Genomic DNA, 17,987 nt, shown 5'->3' with positions numbered 1-17,987 from the left:
CGGGCTTCATGGGAACGTGTCCGGTCATGGCACGGGTTACATGCGGAACACGCCGAAGCGCGTCTGCTGCGGGGCGGCGTTGAGGCTGGCCGACAGGGCCAGGGCCAGCACGCGGCGGGTGTCGGCCGGATCGATCACGCCGTCATCCCAGAGGCGGGCACTGGCGTAGTAGGGGTGGCCCTGCTGTTCGAACTGCTCGCGGATCGGCGCCTTGAACGCATCTTCTTCCGCCGCCGGCCACCGCCCACCCTTGGCTTCGATGCCATCGCGCTTCACCGTAGCCAGCACGCTGGCGGCCTGTTCGCCGCCCATCACGCCGATGCGTGCGTTGGGCCACATCCACAGGAAGTTGGGCGAATAGGCACGGCCGCACATGCCGTAGTTGCCGGCACCGAACGAGCCGCCGATGACCACGGTGAACTTGGGCACCTTGGCGCAGGCCACGGCCATCACCAGCTTGGCCCCGTCCTTGGCGATGCCGCCCTGTTCGTACTTGCGGCCGACCATGAAGCCGGTGATGTTCTGCAGGAACACCAGCGGGATGTTGCGCTGGGTGCACAGCTCGATGAAGTGCGCGCCCTTCAGTGCCGACTCGGAGAACAGGATGCCGTTGTTGGCGATGATGCCGATCGGGTAACCGTTCAGATGGGCAAAGCCGGTGACCAGCGTGGTGCCGTAGCGCGGCTTGAATTCATCAAAGCGCGAGCCATCGACCAGGCGTGCGATCACTTCGCGCACGTCGTAGGGCTTGCGCGTATCGGCCGGGATCACGCCGTACAGGTCGTGCGCCGACAGCAGCGGTTCCTCGCTGGGCTGCACCGCCATCGCCGGCTCCGGCTTGCGCCAGTTCAACTGCGCGATGATCGCGCGCACCCGCGCCAGTGCCTGCAGGTCGTTGTCGGCCATGTGGTCGGCCACGCCGGAAATGCGCGTGTGCACGTCGGCGCCACCCAGTTCCTCGGCCGTCACCACCTCACCGGTCGCCGCCTTCACCAGCGGCGGGCCGCCGAGGAAGATCGTGCCCTGTTCGCGCACGATCACGGTCTCGTCGCTCATCGCCGGCACATAGGCACCGCCAGCGGTGCAGCTGCCCATCACGCAGGCGATCTGCGGGATGCCCTGTGCGGACAGGTTGGCCTGGTTGTAGAAGATGCGGCCGAAATGATCGCGGTCGGGGAAGACCTCGTCCTGCAGCGGCAGGAAGGCGCCACCGGAATCGACCAGGTAGATGCAGGGCAGGTGGTTCTGCTCGGCGATCTCCTGCGCGCGCAGGTGCTTCTTCACCGTCATCGGGTAGTAGGTGCCGCCCTTGACCGTGGCATCGTTTGCCACGATCACGCATTCCACGCCGCTGACCCGGCCGATGCCGGCCACCACGCCCGCCGCTGGCACGGCGTCGTCATACATGCCGTGCGCGGCCAGCGGTGCGATTTCCAGGAAGGCGCTGCCGGGGTCGAGCAGGGCATCGATGCGGTCGCGCACCAGCAGCTTGCCGCGCGCGGTGTGCTTGGCACGCGCGGCCTCGTTGCCGCCCAGCGCGGTGCGCGCCAGCGTGGCGTGCAGGTCATCAACCACGGCCTGCATGGCCGCGCGGTTGCTTTCGAAGGTGTCGCTGCCCGGTTGCAGCTGGCTGTTGAGGACGGTCATCGCGGTGCCTTACAGGGTGCGCTGGAACAGTTCGCGGCCGATCAGCATGCGGCGGATCTCCGAGGTGCCGGCGCCGATTTCATACAGCTTGGCGTCGCGCCACAAGCGGCCGGTCGGGTATTCGTTGATGTAGCCGTTGCCGCCGAGGATCTGGATCGCCTGGCCGGTCAGCCAGGTGGCCTTTTCGGCGGCGTAGAGAATGGCACCGGCCGCGTCCTGGCGGGTGGTGCGGCCCTGGTCGCAGGCGCGCGCCACGGCGTAGACATAGGCGCGGCAGGCACCCAGGCCCACGTACATGTCGGCGATCTTGGCCTGGATCAGCTGGAAGCTGCCGATCGCCTCGCCGAACTGGTGGCGCTCGTGCACGTAGGGCATCACCACGTCCATGGCCGCCGCCATCAGGCCCAGCGGGCCACCGGACAGCACCACGCGCTCGTAGTCCAGGCCGGACATCAGCACGCGCACGCCACCACCGACCTGGCCCAGCACGTTCTCTTCCGGCACTTCGCAGTCCTGGAACACCAGCTCGCAGGTGGGCGAGGAGCGCATGCCCAGCTTGTCCAGCTTCTGCGCGGTGGAGAAACCCTTCATGCCCTTTTCAACCAGGAACGCGGTGATGCCCTTGGCGCCGGCCTCCATGTCGGTCTTGGCGTAGACCACCAGCACGTCGGCATCGGGGCCGTTGGTGATCCACATCTTGTTGCCGTTGAGCACGTAGCGGTCGCCGCGCTTGTCCGCGCGCAGCTTCATCGACACCACGTCCGAACCGGCGCCCGGCTCGCTCATCGCCAGCGCACCGACCAGCGCGCCGCTGCACAGGCCGGGCAGGAAGCGCTGCTTCTGTTCCTCGTTGCCGTTCTTGCGCAGCTGGTTCACGCACAGGTTGGAGTGCGCGCCATAGGACAGGCCGATGCCGCCGGACGCGCGCGAGATTTCTTCCATCGCCACCACGTGGGCCAGGTAACCCATGCCGGTGCCGCCGTATGCTTCTTCCACGGTGAGGCCGAGCAGGCCCTGTTCGCCCAGCTTCGGCCACAGGGCCAGCGGGAACTGATTGGTGGCATCGGCCTCGGCGGCCAGCGGAGCGACCTCGGCAGCGGCAAAATGGGCCACGCTCTGGCGCAGCAGGTCGATCTCTTCGCCAAGATCGAAGTTCAGGGATGGCACGTGCATTACAGCGGCTCCACGAGGAAGGTGGGGGAATGGACGCACCCGTCAGGGGGAGGCTGGTGGCTGTTGAAGGCAGCGGCCAGCACGGGCGATGGCCCCAGCGTAGCGGGGTTCGGGAAAGAAGTGAATACAAATTCAAAAATTGAAACTAGAATCAGGATATGGCCTACAAACGCTCTGCATTGATGGAAGAACGCCTGGCCGGGGCCCGTGAACGGATCCTGCTGGCGACCCGCGAGCTGGTCGCTGCCGGCGGCTGGCGCAATGCCCCGGTGACCGCCGTGGCGACCCAGGCGGGGGTGTCCACCGGGCTGATCTACCGGCACTTCCCGTCCAAGGCCGATCTGTTCGTGGAGGTGCTCAACGCCGCCGTGGCCCACGAGGTAGCGATCATGGAGCGCATTGCCAGCGGGCCCGAGGTGGCCAGCGAGCGCCTGCGCCTGGCGATCTCCGCCTTCGTCCGCCGCGCGCTGGCCGGGCCGGGGCTGGCCCATGCCTTCATCGTCGAACCGGTGGACCCGGACGTGGAGGCCGAGCGCATGCGCGGGCGCCGCGCGTTCGGTGATGTGTTCCTGCGCCTGGTGGAAGAGGGCGTGGCCGCCGGTGAGCTGCCCGCGCAGGACGCGCACGCCACCGCGGCCTGTCTGGTCGGTGCCTTCACCGAAGCGATGGTGGGCCCGACCGCGCCCAGCCGCGAAGCGCATCGCGACGAAGGCGCGCTGGTGGATGCCATCTGCAGCTTCTGCCTGCGCGCGATCGGCGCCCCCGCAACACGGTAGCGCCGGGCCATGCCCGGCGGCTGTTGCCATGCTGCTTGGCAGAAGCAGCATGGCTCGACTCTACAAAGCGAGGCGGCCACGGCCGCATGCTGCGCCGCACCAGCATCGACGCCTGTTGTCGCACGCAAAGCGCGTTCTATACTCGGCCCATCACGCAGTCGCTCAGCCGTGGTCCAACGACTATCAGCCAGGGGTAACGAAGAGTGCGGAATTACGATCTGGAGTTCCTGAAACGCTTCTCCATGGTGATCGCGCTGCTGGCGACCATCACCCTCGGTCTCATCCTCCTGGCGGCTTACATCCACACCCGGATTCCGCCGGAGGTGTCGCCCACGGCGGCCAAACGCACCGAGCAGCGCATTTCGCCCACCGGCGCGGTCTATGCCGGCAGCACCGGCGCCGCCGCACAGGCCGCAGCCAAGGCCGCCGCACTGGCCAAGGCGGCTTCCCAGGTCGCCTACGGCGGCACCAAGGATGGCAAGGTCATCTTCGACAACCTGTGCACCGCCTGCCACACCACCGGCGTCGGTCAGGCCCCTACGCTTGACCACGCGCACTGGGACCAGCGCCTGGCGCAGGGCAAGGACACCCTCTACAAGCACGCCATCGAGGGCTACACCGGCCCGGATGGCGGCATCATGCCGCCCAAGGGCGGCAACCCGGCACTCACCGAGGAGCAGATCCACGCCACCGTGGACTGGATGCTGGGCAACCTGAAGTAAGCGCCGCAATACGCCGCCTTCTGTAGAGCCGAGCCCACGCTCGGCTGCTCTGCGCGCGGCATGGCCAAGCGCAGCCGAGCATGGGCTCGGCTCTACAACATCCCTTGCCACCACCCCGGCTTTGCCCACCAAGGCCGAAACCTGCGCTGCAAGCAAGGCTGCACATTTCAGGGTTAGTCTGTGCGCCCATTTCGTGGAGTCGCCCGTCGATGCGCCGCCGTTCCCTCGCCCTTGCCCTGTCCCTGCTGCTGCCGGCCACCGCCTTTGCCCAGGCCCAGCCGCAGGCCGCGCCGACTCCGACCGCAGCCACCGCGCGCAGCAAGGCCCCGGTCGTGCTGACCACCGCGCCGGCCGACTGGCGCGCGCTGGACGGGCAGCACGTGCGCATCGCCGCCCCGCTCACCCTGGCCGGTACCGACGGCCTGGAGCGCTTCGGCCAGCTCACCGTGGCCTTCGATGGCCGCCTCTGGCAGCCCACCGAAGTGGCCGCGCCCGGCACGGCCGGCATCGAACAGGTGATGGCCGACAACCAGCGTCGCCGCCTGGTGCTCGATGACGGCAGCGATGCCCGCGACCCGGGCAGCGTGCCGTACCTGGCCGGCAACCCGGTGCTGCGCACCGGCATGCAGCTGCGCAACGTCGAAGGCATCGTGCGGGTGGACGCACAGGGCCGCCCCAGCCTGCAGGTGCAGGGCACGCTGAAGCTGCCGGCGCTGCAGCGCCCGGCGGTGCCGAAGGTGGCCGGAGACCTGCATATCGCTGCGTTCAATCTGGAGAATTTCTTCAACGGTGATGGCCAGGGCGGCGGCTTCCCGACCCTGCGCGGCGCGCGCACGCTGGACGAGCACAAGGCCCAGGTGACCAAGCTGGTCGCCACCGTCAACGCGCTCGGCGCCGATGTCGCCGCGTTGATGGAACTGGAGAACGACGGCTACGGCCCGCAGTCGGCCATCGCCGAACTGGTCGATGCGCTCAACCGCGACCGTGGCGCGCAGGGTGATTGGCGCTTCGTCGATGCTGGCAACGGCCCGGGCGACAACCCGATCCGCGTCGGCATCATCTACCGCAGCAGCCGCCTGCAGCCGCTGGGCAAGCCGGCCACGCTGAACGGCGGCCCGTTCGTCGAACACAGCCGCGTGCCGCTGGCCCAGGCCTTCCAGGCCAAGCAGGGCGCGCCGTTCGTGGTGGTGGCCAACCACTTCAAGTCCAAGGGCTGCCGTGATGCCGCAGGCGCCGACGCCGACCGCAACGACGGCCAGGGCTGCTGGAACGCCACCCGCGTGGCCTCGGCGCAGCAGTTGAACGACTGGCTGAAGACCAACCCGACCGGCACCGGCAGCCAGGACGCGGTGCTGCTGGGCGACTTCAACGCCTATGCGCAGGAAGACCCGATCCGCACCCTGCATGACCTCGGCTGGCAGGACGCCTTCAAGGTGGCCAAGGTCAAACACCCCTACAGCTACGTCTACAACGGCTACACCGGCCGCCTCGACCACGCGCTGCTGAGCCCGGGCATGGCCAAGCGCCTGCGCGGTGCCGCCGAATGGCACAGCAACGCCGACGAGCAGGACGCCAGCGGCTACCAGGGCCGCAACGTGCCGGGCCCGTGGCGCAGCTCCGACCACGACCCGCTGCTGCTGGGTTTCGGTAAATAACCTCGCGATCCATTTTGTAGAGCCGAGCCCATGCTCGGCTCTACAAGTGCAGGATTGCCGGGGCCTCACCCCCAGGCGATCAAGCCGATTGCCAGCACTGCCAGCGCCAGGCCGGCGCGGTTCCACTTCGTGGTGGCCTCGCCGAAGGCGAACACGCCCACCAGCGCGCCCAGCACCACCACGCCGATGTTCATGCCGGCGAACACGGTGGCCGGACTGTCCGGCATCGACTGGTGCGCGTGCACATAGAACAGGATGTTGCCGCCGTTGAGCAGGCCCAGCAGCGCGCCGGCCCCCAGGTTGCGCCAGGCCAGCCGGCTGCGCCCGCTGAAATGCCGCCACAGCTGCAGCGCCAGCATCAGCACGAAGGCCACGCTGAAGCTGGCCAGCACCGCCGCCATCGACGGCGTGCCCGACAGCGCCACCTGCTTGAGCAGCACGTCCACCACCGCAAAGCCGGCCCACACGCCCAGCAACCAGCCCCAGCCACCGGCCGATGCAGTCACCGTCGGGCCGCGCGGGCGCAGGCTGATGGCCACCATCGCCACCAGGCCAAGACCCAGCCCGGCCAGCTTCCACGGCGTGGCGGTCTGGCCGAAGAACAGGAAGGCGGCGGCCAGTGACAGCAGCAGCGACAGGCGCTGGGCCACATCGCTGCGCACGATGCCGGCCACCGCCACCGCGCGGCCCAGCACCAGGAAGATCGAGGGCAGCACCACCGCCAGCGCCAGCAGCGAAACCCACGGCGCATGCGGTGCACGCAGCGCGTCCAGCGGCGGCTGCAGCACCACGGCGGTCAGGGTGGCGGCCACCAGATAGTTCCAGGTCACCATCTGCGGCACGTCCAGCGCGCGGCGCTTGGCCAGCTTCAACAACACCGAAACCAGCACACTGCAGATCACGGCCAGGGACAGGTAGAGCATGGGGCGGGCACAGGGCAGGGGCGGGGGACGCTATCATGGTGCCATGCACAAGCCCTCGTTCCCCGTCGCCCCCGGCGAAACCGCATGCCTCGTACTGGATGGCCCGGCCGGCCCGCTGGAAGTGGTCGTCGACCTGCCCAAGGCCGATGTGCCGGTGCAGCCGATCGTGGCCGTCATCTGCCACCCGCTGTCCACCGAAGGCGGCACCCTGCACAACAAGGTGGTCACCATGACCGCCACCACCCTGCGCGAGCTGGGCATCGCCACGGTGCGCTTCAATTTCCGCAGCGTCGGCGGCTCGGCCGGCAGCTTCGACCACGGCGTGGGCGAGCAGGACGACCTCAAGGCCGTCACCGCCTGGGTGCGCAGCCAGCGCCCGGACGACCGCCTGTGGCTGGCCGGTTTCAGCTTCGGTTCCTTCGTTTCGCTGAAGGCCGCAGGCGAGCTGCAGCCGGAAGCGCTGATCTCGATCGCGCCGCCGGCCGGCCGCTGGGATTTCAGCGGCGTGCAGCCGCCGGCCCGCTGGCTGGTCATCCAGGGCGAGCAGGACGAGATCGTCGACCCGCAGGCCGTCTACCAGTGGCTGGACACGCTCGATTTTCCGCATGAGCTGGTGCGCATGCCCGAGACCAGCCACTTCTTCCACCGCAAGCTGATCGACCTGCGCGGCGCGCTGACCCACGGCGTCAAGCACTGGCTGGGCGCGGCGGCATGAGCGAGCAGGCGTTGACCCCGTCGCAGCGGTACGCGGCCGGGGTTGCCAGCGGCGACTGGCAGGACGACCCGGCCCAGCACGCGGCCCTGGCCGAGCTGGACCGCATCCACCGGGGCCTGGTCGACAGCGCCGAGGACGGCTGGCTGGACCGCCTGTCCTCGTTCTGGAAGAAGCCCGAGCCGGTCAAGGGCCTGTACTTCTGGGGCGGTGTCGGCCGTGGCAAGACCTTCCTGGTCGACCTGTTCTACGACGGCCTGCCGATCAAGCAGAAGTACCGCACGCACTTCCACCGCTTCATGCGCAGCGTCCACGAGCGCCTGCGCGAGCACCAGGGGCAGAGCGACCCGCTGGCGAAGATCGCCCAGGAATGGCGCAGCAACCTGCGCGTGCTGGTGCTGGACGAGTTCTTCGTGACCGACATCGGCGATGCCATGCTGCTGGCGCGCCTGCTCGAACGCCTGTTCGCCGAGGGCGTGACCCTGGTCACCACCTCCAACACGGCGGTGGAGAACCTGTACCTCAACGGCCTGCAGCGCGAGAGCTTCATGCCGGCCATCGGCCTGCTGCAGCGCTACTGCGTCGAGCTGTATGCCGAGGGCACTGAGGATTACCGCATGCGCGCGCTGACCCGTTCGCCGGTGTACCGCGCGCCGCTGGCCGCCGACAGCGATGGCTGGCTGGCCAGCCGCTGGGGTGAACTGAGCGGCGGGCAGCCGGCCAAGGCCGGCAACATCCAGATCGAGGGCCGCAAGATTCCGGTGCGCGGCCGCGGCAAGAGCATCGCCTGGTTCGATTTCGCCGCGCTGTGCGAAGGCCCGCGCGGCCCGTCGGATTACATCGAGATCGCGCACGAGTTCAACACGGTGCTGCTGGGCGGCATTCCCGCCTTCGACCGCCTGAACGAAGATGCCGCGCGCCGTTTCGTGAACCTGATCGACGAGCTGTACGACCGCCACGTCAACCTGGTCTGCACCGCCAGCACCTCGCCGGTGGAGCTGTATGCCGGCGAGCGCCTGCAGGGTGCCTTCGAGCGCACCGCCTCGCGCCTGATTGAAATGCAGAGCGCCGAGTACCTGGGCACCCCGCACCGGGCGTGAGGGGGCCGCTGGTTGTAGAGCCGAGCCCATGCTCGGCTGCTTCTGAATGACGTGCCGAAAGGCAGCCGAGCGTGGGCTCGGCTCTACAACAGCGCGGCGCGCTTATCGGCTCGGCGCCACCGCATCATCCTGCGGCTGCTCGCGCACGCTGGCCGCCACCTGCACGCCGTCACTGCGCTGGATCAGCCGCAGCGGCTGCCCCTGGTAGCGCACCTCCAGCGCGTCGTGGGCCTCGGCCACGGCCGCCACCAGCGGGCACAGCGCCTGCGCGCGGGCTTCGATGCGCTCGGCGCGGCCTTCCAGCTGCTGCTCCATCTGCGCATCCAGGCGATCGGCGCGCTCTTCCATCGCATCGCTGCGGCCGGTGACCATCTGCCACAGCATGCTGCGCGCGATGGAGGCGGACAGCGACTCGGCCATGTCCTGCACCCTGGCCTCGAAGCCCGGCCCGAACACCGCCTGTTCCCAGTAGCCCTTGCCCAGGGTGCTGCCGATCCAGTCATCGGCCTGCCGGCGCAGGCGCCGGACCTTGCGGCTGTTGGCAGTGCCGGTAAGGCTTTCATAGACCCCGTCGAGCACGTCGAAGCTCAGTCCGCTCACTTCCTGCGCCAGTGCCGTGGCCGCCGGCATCAGCTGCCGCGCCCCGGCCTCCATCTGCCGCAGACGGGCGGCGTCGGCATCGCTGACCGGCACGATCGTATCGTCCAGGCTCAGCACGCCATCGTGGAACACCACCTCGTGCGGCGCCTGCGGGCCATGCCGCAGCCAGATGCCGCCGCTGTCCACCAGCACGTCGTAGTCGGTGCGCATGCCGCACTGGTCCGAGCGCAGCTTCGGGGCGTCGCCGGCCATCACCGGGGCGGTGGCCAGGCAGCCCAGCAGGGCCAGGGCGGGCAGGGGCAGGCGCATGGTGGAATCCTTTCCGGTCAGTGCAGGGCCCCAGCATCCCGCGCCCGGGAGGCGCCGTCACCGGCCGGAAGTCATTGCCCGATGGTCATCCGTCCGGCCATACCGGCTTTCCCACCGGCTGCCCACCACCTATCCACAGGGTTGTCCCTAGCCAGCTTCATCACTGTCATGTGAAGCTGTCATTGTTCCGTTTCCGCAGCACGTTGTACCGCCGATATGACGCCTTCCGGGCTTGACTGCGCAGCCCGTTCCGGCAGGTCCAAAGCGTCCAGACGCGGCGCTGATGGCATGATCCTTGCGCCGCAAGGGATTACCAGATTTCACTACATTTGGCGTTGACGGCCCCCATCACCCCCACTATCTTGTGGCCGTCGGTCGCAACGACCCCATGGCTTGGGGTCTGCAACGGGGCTCTACCGCGGTACCCGCCAACGATCGCCAACGGCAGTGGCAGGCGCAGGGTCTCAACGCCTGCGACGCCGTCCTGCCATCCTGGGCCGTCAGGTCCCGGGCTGCGCCACCCCCGATGCATCGAGCACCCCCACATCACGCCAAGAGGACACACGCCGTGACCACCGAATCCAGCGCCACCATCGAGAAGGAAAGCGAGTTCCTGCTGACGTCGCCGCCGACGGCCAACGCGATGAGCGTGACCAAGCGCAACGGCACGACCGAGCTGGTGGATCTGAACAAGATCGTGCGCGCGGTGCAGCGTTCTTCCGAAGGCCTGCACGCCGTCGATCCGATGCGCGTGGCCACCCGTACCATCTCCGGCCTGTACAACGGCGCCACCACCCGCGAACTGGACGAACTGTCCATCCGCACCGCCGCCCTGCTGATCGGTGAAGAGCCCGAGTACGGCCGCCTTGCCGCGCGCCTGCTGGCCAACTACATCGCCAAGGAAGTGTCGGGCCAGGAAATCTACGCCTTCTCGCAGTCGGTCAGCCGTGGCCACGAAGTGGGCCTGATCAACGACCGCCTGCTGAACTTCGTGCAGACCAACGCACGCAAGCTCAACGATGCCATCGACATCTCGCTGGACCTGAACTTCGATTACTTCGGCCTGCGTACCCTGTACGACCGCTACCTGCTGCGCCACCCGCACACCCGCAAGGTGATCGAGACCCCGCAGCAGTTCTTCCTGCGCATCGCCAGCGCGCTGAGCGAGGACGTGTCCGAGACCCTGGCGCTGTACAAGCGCATGGGCAACCTGGACTACCTGCCGTCCAGCCCGACCCTGTTCAATTCCGGCACCACCCACGAGCAGCTGTCCTCGTGCTTCCTGCTCGATTCGCCGCAGGATTCGCTGGAATCGATCTACTCCAAGTACGGCGACATCGCCCAGCTGTCCAAGTTCTCCGGCGGCATCGGTGTCAGCTACACCCGCGTGCGTTCGCGTGGTTCGCTCATCAAGTCCACCAACGGCCATTCCAACGGCATCGTGCCGTGGCTGAAGACCATGGATTCGTCCGTGGCCGCGGTGAACCAGGGCGGCAAGCGCAAGGGCGCGGCCTGCGTCTACCTGGAAACCTGGCATGCCGACATCGAGGATTTCCTCGAGCTGCGTGACAACACCGGTGACGAAGCCCGCCGTACCCACAACCTGAACCTGGCCAACTGGGTGCCGGACCTGTTCATGAAGCGCGTCGAGGCCGACCAGGAATGGTCGCTGTTCGATCCGCGCGTCGTGCCGGAGTTCACCGACCTGTTCGGCGAGGCGTTTGAAGCTGCCTACCTGCAGGCCGAAGCGCAGGGCAAGGCCAACCGCACCATCTCCGCCCGCAAGCTGTACGCCCGCATGATGCGTACCCTGGCCGAGACCGGCAACGGCTGGATGACCTTCAAGGACAAGTGCAACCGCGCCAGCAACCAGACCCTGCGTCCGGGCAACGTGATCCACCTGTCCAACCTGTGCACGGAAATCCTGGAAGTCACCTCCAACGATGAAACCGCCGTGTGCAACCTGGGTTCGATCAACCTGGGCAACCACTTCGACGAGCACAACGAGTTCGACTTCGAGAAGCTGGCCGAGACCGTGCGCCTGGCCGTGCGCCAGCTCGACCGCGTCATCGACCTGAACTTCTACCCGATCGAAACCGCCCGCCGCGCCAACCTGCGCTGGCGTCCGGTCGGCCTGGGCTGCATGGGCCTGCAGGACGTGTTCTTCCGCAAGCGCCTGCCGTTCGACAGCGCCGAAGCCCGCGCCCTGTCGAAGAAGATCGCCGAGACGATCTACTTCCACGCCCTGGAAACCTCTTCGGAGCTGGCCCAGGAACGCGGCAAGCACCCGTCGTTCAACGACACCCGTGCCGCCAGCGGTGAACTGCAGTTCGACGCCTGGAACGTGGTGCCCGAAGACACCGCACGCTGGGATGCCCTGCGCGCACGCATCAAGGAACACGGCCTGCGCAACTCGCTGATGATCGCGATTGCCCCGACCGCCACCATCGCTTCGATCGCCGGTTGCTACGAGTGCGTCGAACCGCAGGTGTCCAACCTGTTCAAGCGCGAGACCCTGTCCGGTGACTTCCTGCAGGTCAACCGCTACCTGGTGAACGAGCTGAAGAAGCTGGGCCTGTGGACTGCCGACATGCGCGATGCCATCAAGCTGGCTGAAGGTTCCATCGCCGGCGTGGCGCAGATTCCGGAAGCCCTGCGCGAGGTCTACCGCACCGCATGGGAACTGCCGATGCGTTCGCTGATCGACATGGCCGCCGAGCGTGGCGCCTTCATCGACCAGTCGGCTTCGCTCAACCTGTTCATGGAAAGCCCGAACATCGGCGCGATGTCCTCCATGTACATGTACGCCTGGAAGCAGGGCATCAAGACCACCTACTACCTGCGTTCGCGCCCGGCCACCAAGATCGCCAAGACCACGGTGAGCAGCGCGGCCCCGGCCAAGGTGTTCAGCCCGGACGAAGCCATCGCCTGCTCGCTGGAAAACCCGGAAGCCTGCGAGGCCTGCCAGTAAAACGCGCCGTGCCGGCCCCGCCGGCACCTCGCACCTGTAGAGCCGAGCCATGCTCGGCTGCGGCACGGAAACACCAAGGTAGCGCCGGGCCACGCCCGGCGTTTTGACCCGAGAATTCAAGGAAACACCCATGGCCGACACGCCCAAGCAGATGCTGCTCGATCCCGGTTTTGAACTGACCCTGCGCCCGATGCGCTACCCGCAGTTCTATGACATGTACCGGAACGCGATCAAGAACACCTGGACGGTGGAAGAGATCAACTTCCAGATCGACATCACCGACCTGCACAGCAAGATGTCGCCGGGTGAGCGCCACCTGATCCACCGCCTGGTCGCGTTCTTCGCCACCGGCGATTCGATCGTGTCCAACAACCTGGTGCTGAACCTGTACCAGCACTTGAACGCGCCCGAAGCGCGCATGTACCTGTCGCGCCAGCTGTATGAAGAAGCGCTGCACGTGCAGTTCTATCTGACCCTGCTGGACAACTACCTGCCGGACCCGGAAGAGCGCGTCAAAGCCTTCGCCGCGGTGGAGAACATCGACTCGATCAAGAAGAAGGCTGATTTCTGCTTCAAGTGGATCGACTCGATCCAGGACCTCAAGCGCATCGAGACCCGTGCCGAGCGCCGCCAGTTCCTGCTGAACCAGATCTGCTTCGCCGCGTGCATCGAAGGCCTGTTCTTCTTCGCCGCTTTCGCCTACGTGTACTACTTCCGTTCACGCGGCCTGCTGCCGGGCCTGGCCTCGGGCACCAACTGGGTGTTCCGCGACGAAAGCGCGCACATGGAGTTCGCGTTTGAATCGGTGCGCGTGGTTCGCGAGGAAGAGCCGGACCTGTTCGACGACGAAATGAAGCAGCAGGTCTATGACATGCTGGCCGAAGCGATCGAGTGCGAAGTGCAGTTCGCCGAGGACGTGCTGTCCGGTGGCGTGGCTGGTATCTCCACCCGCGACATGCGCCAGTACCTGCAGCACTGCGCCGACCAGCACTTCGCCAAGCTGGGCATGGAAAAGAAGTACAACGTGCGCAACCCGCTGCCGTTCATGGAACTGCAGGACGTGCAGGAACTGACCAACTTCTTCGAGCGCCGCGTTTCGGCCTACCAGGTTGGCGTGCAGGGCGAAGTCGCCTTCGACATGAACTTCTGATCGAACCGGTCAGGTCTGTCGCAACGAAAAACCCCGGCAATGCCGGGGTTTTTTGTTACCGTCGCCCTTCCACCGCCATGCGCACGGCCAGCCCGGCCAGCACCGTGCCCATCAGCCAGCGCTGCGCGGCCTGCCAGCTCGGCCGCGCGGCCAGAAACGCCGCAATGCTGCCGGCCATCAGCACGATCACCGTGTTCACCGCCAGGCTGACCGCGATCTGGGTGAATCCCAGCACCAAAGACTGCGCCAGCACGCTGCCGTGGCCGTGCGGATGCAGGAACTGCGGCAGCAGCGACAGGTACATCACCGCGATCTTCGGGTTCAGCAGGTTGGTCAAAAAGCCCATCGCGAACAACCGCCGCGGGCTGTCCACAGGCAGGGCCTGCACCGCGAACGGTGAGCGTCCGCCTGGCCTCACCGCCTGCCACGCCAGGTACAGCAGGTACAGCGCGCCGCCGATGCGCAGCGCGTCGTAGGCCAAGGGCACGGTCATCAACAGGGCGGTAATGCCCAGCGCCGCACACAGCAGGTAGAACACGAAGCCCAGCGCCACGCCGCCCAGCGACACCAGCCCGGCGCGGCGGCCCTGGCAGATCGAGCGCGAGACCAGGTAGACCATGTTCGGGCCGGGGGTGAGCACCATGCCCAGCGAGAGCAGGGCGAAGGCCAGCAGGTCGGAGGCGGCAGGCATGGGCAGTCCGGGCGGTGGGCGTGGCGCAGTGTAGCGCCGCCTGCACGGGGCCGGTCATACAATGATTCACCCCACACCGATGGCCACCGCCATGACTCCCATCCCCGAAACCGTGCCGCCCATCGAAGTGCGCATGGCCGAAATCGTCTTCCCCAACCACACCAACCACATGGGCACCCTGTTCGGTGGCCAGGCGCTGGCGTGGATGGACAAGGCGGCATTCCTGGCCGCCGCCCGCTACTCGCGCCGCACCGTGGTGACCGCGCGCAGCGACCAGGTTGATTTCAAGCTGCCCATCCGCATCGGCCAGATGGTGGAAACCATCGGCCGCATCGTCGAAGTGGGCCGCAGCTCGATGAAGGTCGAGGTGGAGCTGATTGCCGAAGACCTGCACAGCGGCGAGCGCAAGCTGTGCACGCGCGGCCACTTCGTGATGATCGCGCTGGGCGACGATGGCCACCCGATCGCGGTGCCGGCGCTGCCGGGCACCCCGGCCGCTGACGCCGTCGACGCCGACTGAACCGGCGCTTGCGGGGGCGCCCACGCGCCCCCATTTCGCTGCCATGACCCCGCCGCTGACCGACTTCATCGACCGCGCCCAGCGCCTGTTCGTGCTGACTGGCGCCGGCTGCAGCACCGCCTCGGGCATCCCGGATTACCGCGATACCGACGGCCAGTGGAAGCGCACGCCGCCGGTGACCTACCAGGCCTTCATGGGTGAGGTCGCCACCCGCCAGCGCTACTGGGCGCGCAGCCTGCTGGGCTGGCCGCGTTTCGGCCTGGCCCTGCCCAACGGCACCCACCAGGCGCTGGCCGCGCTGGAAGCGCGCGGCACCCTGCAGGTGTTGCTGACCCAGAACGTGGATGGCCTGCACCAGCGTGCCGGCAGCACGAACGTGATCGATCTGCACGGGCGGCTGGACCTGGTGCGCTGCATGGGCTGCGAACGCCGCAGCGGGCGCGGGGACTTCCAGCAGCGCCTGCTCGATGCCAACCCGGGCTGGGACGCGCTGGAAGCGGGCATCGCCCCGGACGGCGACGCCGATCTGGAAACTGATTTCTCCGCCTTCGTGGTGCCCGATTGCCCGTCCTGCGGCGGCCTGCTGAAGCCGGACGTGGTGTTTTTCGGCGAAAACGTGCCGCGCGAGCGCGTTGAGGCCGTGCACGAGCACCTGCAGCAGGCTGATGCGGTGCTGGTGGTGGGCTCCTCGCTGATGGTCTATTCCGGCTTCCGCTTCGTGCAGGCCGCGGCCAAAGCCGGGTTGCCGGTGGCGGCATTGAATCGCGGGCGTACCCGTGCCGATGACCTGCTGCAGTTCAAGGATGAACGCGATTGCGCCGAGGCATTGGCGGGCTGGGCCATGCCCTGAGCCGAGCGTGGGCTCGGCTCTACAAGGGATGCCGGCTTCTGTAGAGCCGAGCCCACGCTCGGCTGCAGCAGGTCGCGCGAAACAGCGATCCATCCAGACGGTTGATCCGCAGGCCGTGCAGCGGTGCAATACGCACCCCCTCCGCATGTCCTTACCGTCTTGAGCCAGCTGTTCTCGCCGATGTCCCTCGGCCCCCTGACCCTGCCCAACCGCATCGTGATCGCGCCGATGTGCCAGTACTCCGCCGAAGAGGGCCGCGCCAGTGACTGGCACGCCATGCACCTGGGCAACCTGGCGCAGTCCGGCGCCGGCCTGCTGATCCTGGAAGCTACCGCGGTCGAGCCGCGCGGGCGCATCAGCTGGGCTGACCTGGGCCTGTGGGACGACGAGACCGAGGCCGCGCTGGCACAGGTGCTGGCCAGCGTGCGCCGCTGGTCGTCGATGCCGCTGGGCATCCAGCTGGCCCACGCCGGCCGCAAGGCCTCCACCGCCCGCCCGTGGGACGGCGGCCGCCAACTGCCGGCCGACGATGCCAACGGCTGGGCCACCGTCGCCCCGTCGCCGGTGCCGTTCCATGCCGCCGACCCGGCGCCGGAGGCGCTGGATGAAGCCGGCATCGCCGAGGTCATCGCCGCCTTCGCCGCCAGCGCGGTGCGTGCCGAACGCCTGGGCCTGGAGCTGATCGAGATCCACGCCGCGCACGGCTACCTGCTGCACCAGTTCCTGTCCCCGCTCAGCAACCGCCGCACCGATGGCTACGGCGGCTCGCTGCCGAACCGCCTGCGCCTGCTGGTGGAAGTGTTCGATGCGGTGCGCGCCGCGGTGTCGGACAAGGTATCGGTGGGCGTGCGTATCTCGGCCACCGACTGGGTCGATGGCGGCTGGGATCTGGTGCAGAGCGAAGCGCTGGCGCAGATCCTGGACGCACGCGGCTGCAACTTCCTGCACGTGTCCAGCGGCGGCCTCGACGAGCGCCAGAAGATCAGCGTCGGCCCGGGCTACCAGGTGCCGTTCGCGGCGGCCATCAAGGCCAAGAAGCTGCGCATGCCGGTCATCGCAGTGGGCCTGATCACCGAGCCGGAACAGGCCGAATCGATCCTGCGCCACAACCAGGCCGATGCCATCGCCCTGGCGCGCGGCATCCTGTACGACCCGCGCTGGCCGTGGCACGCCGCCGCCGCATTGGGCGACAGCGTGACGCCGTCGCCGCAGTACCTGCGCTGCGAGCCGCGCGAAGCACGCAACGTGTTCCGCGCGCGCTGAAGCTCAGACCTGCCAGGCCGGCGCCATGCCGGCCTGCAGGTGCTCGAACAGTGCACGGATCTTCGCGGTGAAATCGCGGCGGTCGCTCACGCAGAAGAACACCTCCATCGGCTCCGGTTGCCAGTCGCTGGCCGGGCCGAACACCGCCTGCAGGCGCCCATCGCGCAGGTAGGGCTCGGCCACGAACGCGGCCAGCCGGGTGATGCCCGCGCCTGCAGCGGCCAGTTCGGCCAGCGCGTCGATGTCATCGCAGACCATGCTCGGCGGCAGCGCCGCATCCACCCGCTGGCCGTCCTTCAGCAGGCCCCAGCGCAGCGGCCGGCCATCGGTGGGGAAGCGATGCAGCAGGCCGCGGTGGCCGTTCAGCGCGGCCGGATCGCCCGGCGTGCCGTGCGCCTTCAGGTAGGCCGGCGAGGCACAGAACACGAACGGGATACGCGCCAGCGGCCGCGCCACCAGACCGTCCTCCAGCTGCGCGCCGATGCGGATGCTGGCATCCACCGCTTCCGGCCCGTGCTGCACGGCGCGATCGCTCAGCCGCAGTTCCAGCTGCAGCTGCGGGTAGCGCTGCTGCAGGCTGGGCAGCAGGGGAGCCAGCACGTGGCGGCCGAACGCGCTGCTGCTGGCGATGCGCAGTGGCCCGGACGGCTCGATATCGCCGGCAGTGACCATCGCCTGCGCGCGCGCCAGGTCGGCCTCGATGTGCTTTACCTGCGCCAGATACACCGCACCGGCCTCGCTGAGCGCCAGCTGCCGCGTGCTGCGGTTGAGCAGGCGCACACCCAGGTGGGCTTCCAGCCGGTTGATGTTTTGGCCCACGGCGGTGGCGCTGATGCCAAGGTGGCGGGCCGCGGCGGCAATGCTGCCGGTCTCTGCGGTGCGGGTGAAGCTGCGGATGAGCTGCAACAGGTTCATGACCGACCAG

General features: G+C 67.9%; 16 protein-coding genes. 10 read left to right on the top strand and 6 right to left on the bottom strand.

Annotation, left to right across the window (positions count from 1 at the left end; all coding sequences use genetic code 11):
- Nucleotides 1-36: 36 nt before the first annotated feature.
- Nucleotides 37-1,647: a carboxyl transferase domain-containing protein gene (locus VER16_RS04725; RefSeq protein WP_324805802.1), complete on the bottom strand. Its 1,611-nt coding sequence runs from the start codon at nucleotides 1,645-1,647 to the stop codon at nucleotides 37-39.
- A 9-nt stretch (nucleotides 1,648-1,656) separates the two neighbouring features.
- Nucleotides 1,657-2,820 carry an isovaleryl-CoA dehydrogenase gene (locus tag VER16_RS04720; protein ID WP_324805800.1) on the bottom strand — a complete coding sequence of 388 codons (1,164 nt, stop codon included), beginning with the start codon at nucleotides 2,818-2,820 and terminating at the stop codon, nucleotides 1,657-1,659.
- 158 nt (nucleotides 2,821-2,978) lie between these two features.
- On the opposite strand from VER16_RS04720, the gene VER16_RS04715 reads away from it, so the two are divergent.
- From VER16_RS04715 to VER16_RS04705, 3 genes are all read left to right on the top strand, one after another.
- Entirely contained in the window at nucleotides 2,979-3,596 is a 618-nt protein-coding gene (locus VER16_RS04715) for a TetR/AcrR family transcriptional regulator (RefSeq protein WP_324805798.1), read from the top strand.
- Between the two features lie 203 nt (nucleotides 3,597-3,799).
- Entirely contained in the window at nucleotides 3,800-4,318 is a 519-nt protein-coding gene (locus VER16_RS04710) for a c-type cytochrome (protein ID WP_324805796.1), read from the top strand.
- Between the two features lie 209 nt (nucleotides 4,319-4,527).
- The gene (locus VER16_RS04705; RefSeq protein ID WP_324805794.1) at nucleotides 4,528-5,973 is read left to right on the top strand and encodes an ExeM/NucH family extracellular endonuclease; all 1,446 of its coding nucleotides are present in this window, start codon (nucleotides 4,528-4,530) and stop codon (nucleotides 5,971-5,973) included.
- Between the two features lie 65 nt (nucleotides 5,974-6,038).
- Here the strand turns inward: VER16_RS04705 and VER16_RS04700 are convergent, their stop codons facing one another.
- Nucleotides 6,039-6,896 (bottom strand): EamA/RhaT family transporter, encoded by an 858-nt coding sequence (locus VER16_RS04700; RefSeq protein ID WP_324805792.1) that lies wholly within the window; start codon nucleotides 6,894-6,896, stop codon nucleotides 6,039-6,041.
- A 43-nt stretch (nucleotides 6,897-6,939) separates the two neighbouring features.
- On the opposite strand from VER16_RS04700, the gene VER16_RS04695 reads away from it, so the two are divergent.
- Nucleotides 6,940-7,611, top strand: coding sequence for an alpha/beta hydrolase (locus VER16_RS04695; protein ID WP_324805790.1), 672 nt, complete (start codon nucleotides 6,940-6,942; stop codon nucleotides 7,609-7,611).
- Nucleotides 7,608-8,708 carry a cell division protein ZapE gene (gene zapE / locus VER16_RS04690; RefSeq protein ID WP_324805788.1) on the top strand — a complete coding sequence of 367 codons (1,101 nt, stop codon included), beginning with the start codon at nucleotides 7,608-7,610 and terminating at the stop codon, nucleotides 8,706-8,708. Before VER16_RS04695 ends, zapE begins: the two co-directional genes overlap by 4 nt.
- Nucleotides 8,709-8,810: 102 nt before the next feature.
- Here zapE and VER16_RS04685 read toward each other — a convergent pair whose 3' ends face one another.
- On the bottom strand, nucleotides 8,811-9,617 hold the full coding sequence (locus tag VER16_RS04685) for a DUF2884 family protein (protein WP_324805786.1): 807 nt from the start codon (nucleotides 9,615-9,617) through the stop codon (nucleotides 8,811-8,813).
- Nucleotides 9,618-10,185: 568 nt separating this feature from the next.
- On the opposite strand from VER16_RS04685, the gene VER16_RS04680 reads away from it, so the two are divergent.
- Together VER16_RS04680 and VER16_RS04675 are read left to right on the top strand one after the other, a co-directional pair.
- A complete protein-coding gene (locus VER16_RS04680; RefSeq protein ID WP_324805784.1) occupies nucleotides 10,186-12,588 on the top strand; it encodes a ribonucleoside-diphosphate reductase subunit alpha in 2,403 nt (800 codons plus the stop codon).
- A 130-nt stretch (nucleotides 12,589-12,718) separates the two neighbouring features.
- A complete protein-coding gene (locus VER16_RS04675; protein ID WP_108763711.1) occupies nucleotides 12,719-13,738 on the top strand; it encodes a ribonucleotide-diphosphate reductase subunit beta in 1,020 nt (339 codons plus the stop codon).
- 55 nt (nucleotides 13,739-13,793) lie between these two features.
- On the opposite strand, the gene VER16_RS04670 is transcribed toward VER16_RS04675, so the two are convergent.
- Nucleotides 13,794-14,429, bottom strand: coding sequence for a LysE family translocator (locus VER16_RS04670; protein WP_324805781.1), 636 nt, complete (start codon nucleotides 14,427-14,429; stop codon nucleotides 13,794-13,796).
- A gap of 91 nt (nucleotides 14,430-14,520) precedes the next feature.
- On the opposite strand from VER16_RS04670, the gene VER16_RS04665 reads away from it, so the two are divergent.
- The 3 genes from VER16_RS04665 to VER16_RS04655 all read left to right on the top strand — a co-directional run bounded on the left by VER16_RS04665 (nucleotide 14,521) and on the right by VER16_RS04655 (nucleotide 17,062).
- Nucleotides 14,521-14,949 carry an acyl-CoA thioesterase gene (locus VER16_RS04665; RefSeq protein WP_324805779.1) on the top strand — a complete coding sequence of 143 codons (429 nt, stop codon included), beginning with the start codon at nucleotides 14,521-14,523 and terminating at the stop codon, nucleotides 14,947-14,949.
- Nucleotides 14,950-14,992: 43 nt separating this feature from the next.
- Nucleotides 14,993-15,799 carry an NAD-dependent protein deacetylase gene (locus VER16_RS04660; protein WP_324805777.1) on the top strand — a complete coding sequence of 269 codons (807 nt, stop codon included), beginning with the start codon at nucleotides 14,993-14,995 and terminating at the stop codon, nucleotides 15,797-15,799.
- Nucleotides 15,800-15,958: 159 nt separating this feature from the next.
- Nucleotides 15,959-17,062: an NADH:flavin oxidoreductase/NADH oxidase gene (locus tag VER16_RS04655; protein ID WP_324805775.1), complete on the top strand. Its 1,104-nt coding sequence runs from the start codon at nucleotides 15,959-15,961 to the stop codon at nucleotides 17,060-17,062.
- A gap of 3 nt (nucleotides 17,063-17,065) precedes the next feature.
- Here the strand turns inward: VER16_RS04655 and VER16_RS04650 are convergent, their stop codons facing one another.
- A complete protein-coding gene (locus tag VER16_RS04650; protein ID WP_324805773.1) occupies nucleotides 17,066-17,977 on the bottom strand; it encodes a LysR family transcriptional regulator in 912 nt (303 codons plus the stop codon).
- Between the last annotated feature and the right edge of the window lie 10 nt (nucleotides 17,978-17,987).

The sequence above is a fragment of the Stenotrophomonas sp. genome (assembly GCF_035634915.1).
Taxonomy (GTDB): domain Bacteria; phylum Pseudomonadota; class Gammaproteobacteria; order Xanthomonadales; family Xanthomonadaceae; genus Stenotrophomonas.
The sequence above is the reverse complement of the archived record's forward strand: the minus strand, read 5'-3'. Positions and strand labels throughout refer to the sequence as shown.

Excerpts from the sequence above, each read along its gene's own strand:
- VER16_RS04725 (WP_324805802.1), bottom strand. The coding sequence starts at position 1,647 with ATGACCGTCCTCAACAGCCAGCTGCAACCGGGCAGCGACACCTTCGAA.
- VER16_RS04720 (WP_324805800.1), bottom strand. The coding sequence starts at position 2,820 with ATGCACGTGCCATCCCTGAACTTCGATCTTGGCGAAGAGATCGACCTG.
- VER16_RS04715 (WP_324805798.1), top strand. The coding sequence starts at position 2,979 with ATGGCCTACAAACGCTCTGCATTGATGGAAGAACGCCTGGCCGGGGCC.
- VER16_RS04705 (WP_324805794.1), top strand. The coding sequence starts at position 4,528 with ATGCGCCGCCGTTCCCTCGCCCTTGCCCTGTCCCTGCTGCTGCCGGCC.
- VER16_RS04700 (WP_324805792.1), bottom strand. The coding sequence starts at position 6,896 with ATGCTCTACCTGTCCCTGGCCGTGATCTGCAGTGTGCTGGTTTCGGTG.
- VER16_RS04695 (WP_324805790.1), top strand. The coding sequence starts at position 6,940 with ATGCACAAGCCCTCGTTCCCCGTCGCCCCCGGCGAAACCGCATGCCTC.
- zapE (WP_324805788.1), top strand. The coding sequence starts at position 7,608 with ATGAGCGAGCAGGCGTTGACCCCGTCGCAGCGGTACGCGGCCGGGGTT.
- VER16_RS04685 (WP_324805786.1), bottom strand. The coding sequence starts at position 9,617 with ATGCGCCTGCCCCTGCCCGCCCTGGCCCTGCTGGGCTGCCTGGCCACC.
- VER16_RS04675 (WP_108763711.1), top strand. The coding sequence starts at position 12,719 with ATGGCCGACACGCCCAAGCAGATGCTGCTCGATCCCGGTTTTGAACTG.
- VER16_RS04670 (WP_324805781.1), bottom strand. The coding sequence starts at position 14,429 with ATGCCTGCCGCCTCCGACCTGCTGGCCTTCGCCCTGCTCTCGCTGGGC.
- VER16_RS04665 (WP_324805779.1), top strand. The coding sequence starts at position 14,521 with ATGACTCCCATCCCCGAAACCGTGCCGCCCATCGAAGTGCGCATGGCC.
- VER16_RS04660 (WP_324805777.1), top strand. The coding sequence starts at position 14,993 with ATGACCCCGCCGCTGACCGACTTCATCGACCGCGCCCAGCGCCTGTTC.
- VER16_RS04650 (WP_324805773.1), bottom strand. The coding sequence starts at position 17,977 with ATGAACCTGTTGCAGCTCATCCGCAGCTTCACCCGCACCGCAGAGACC.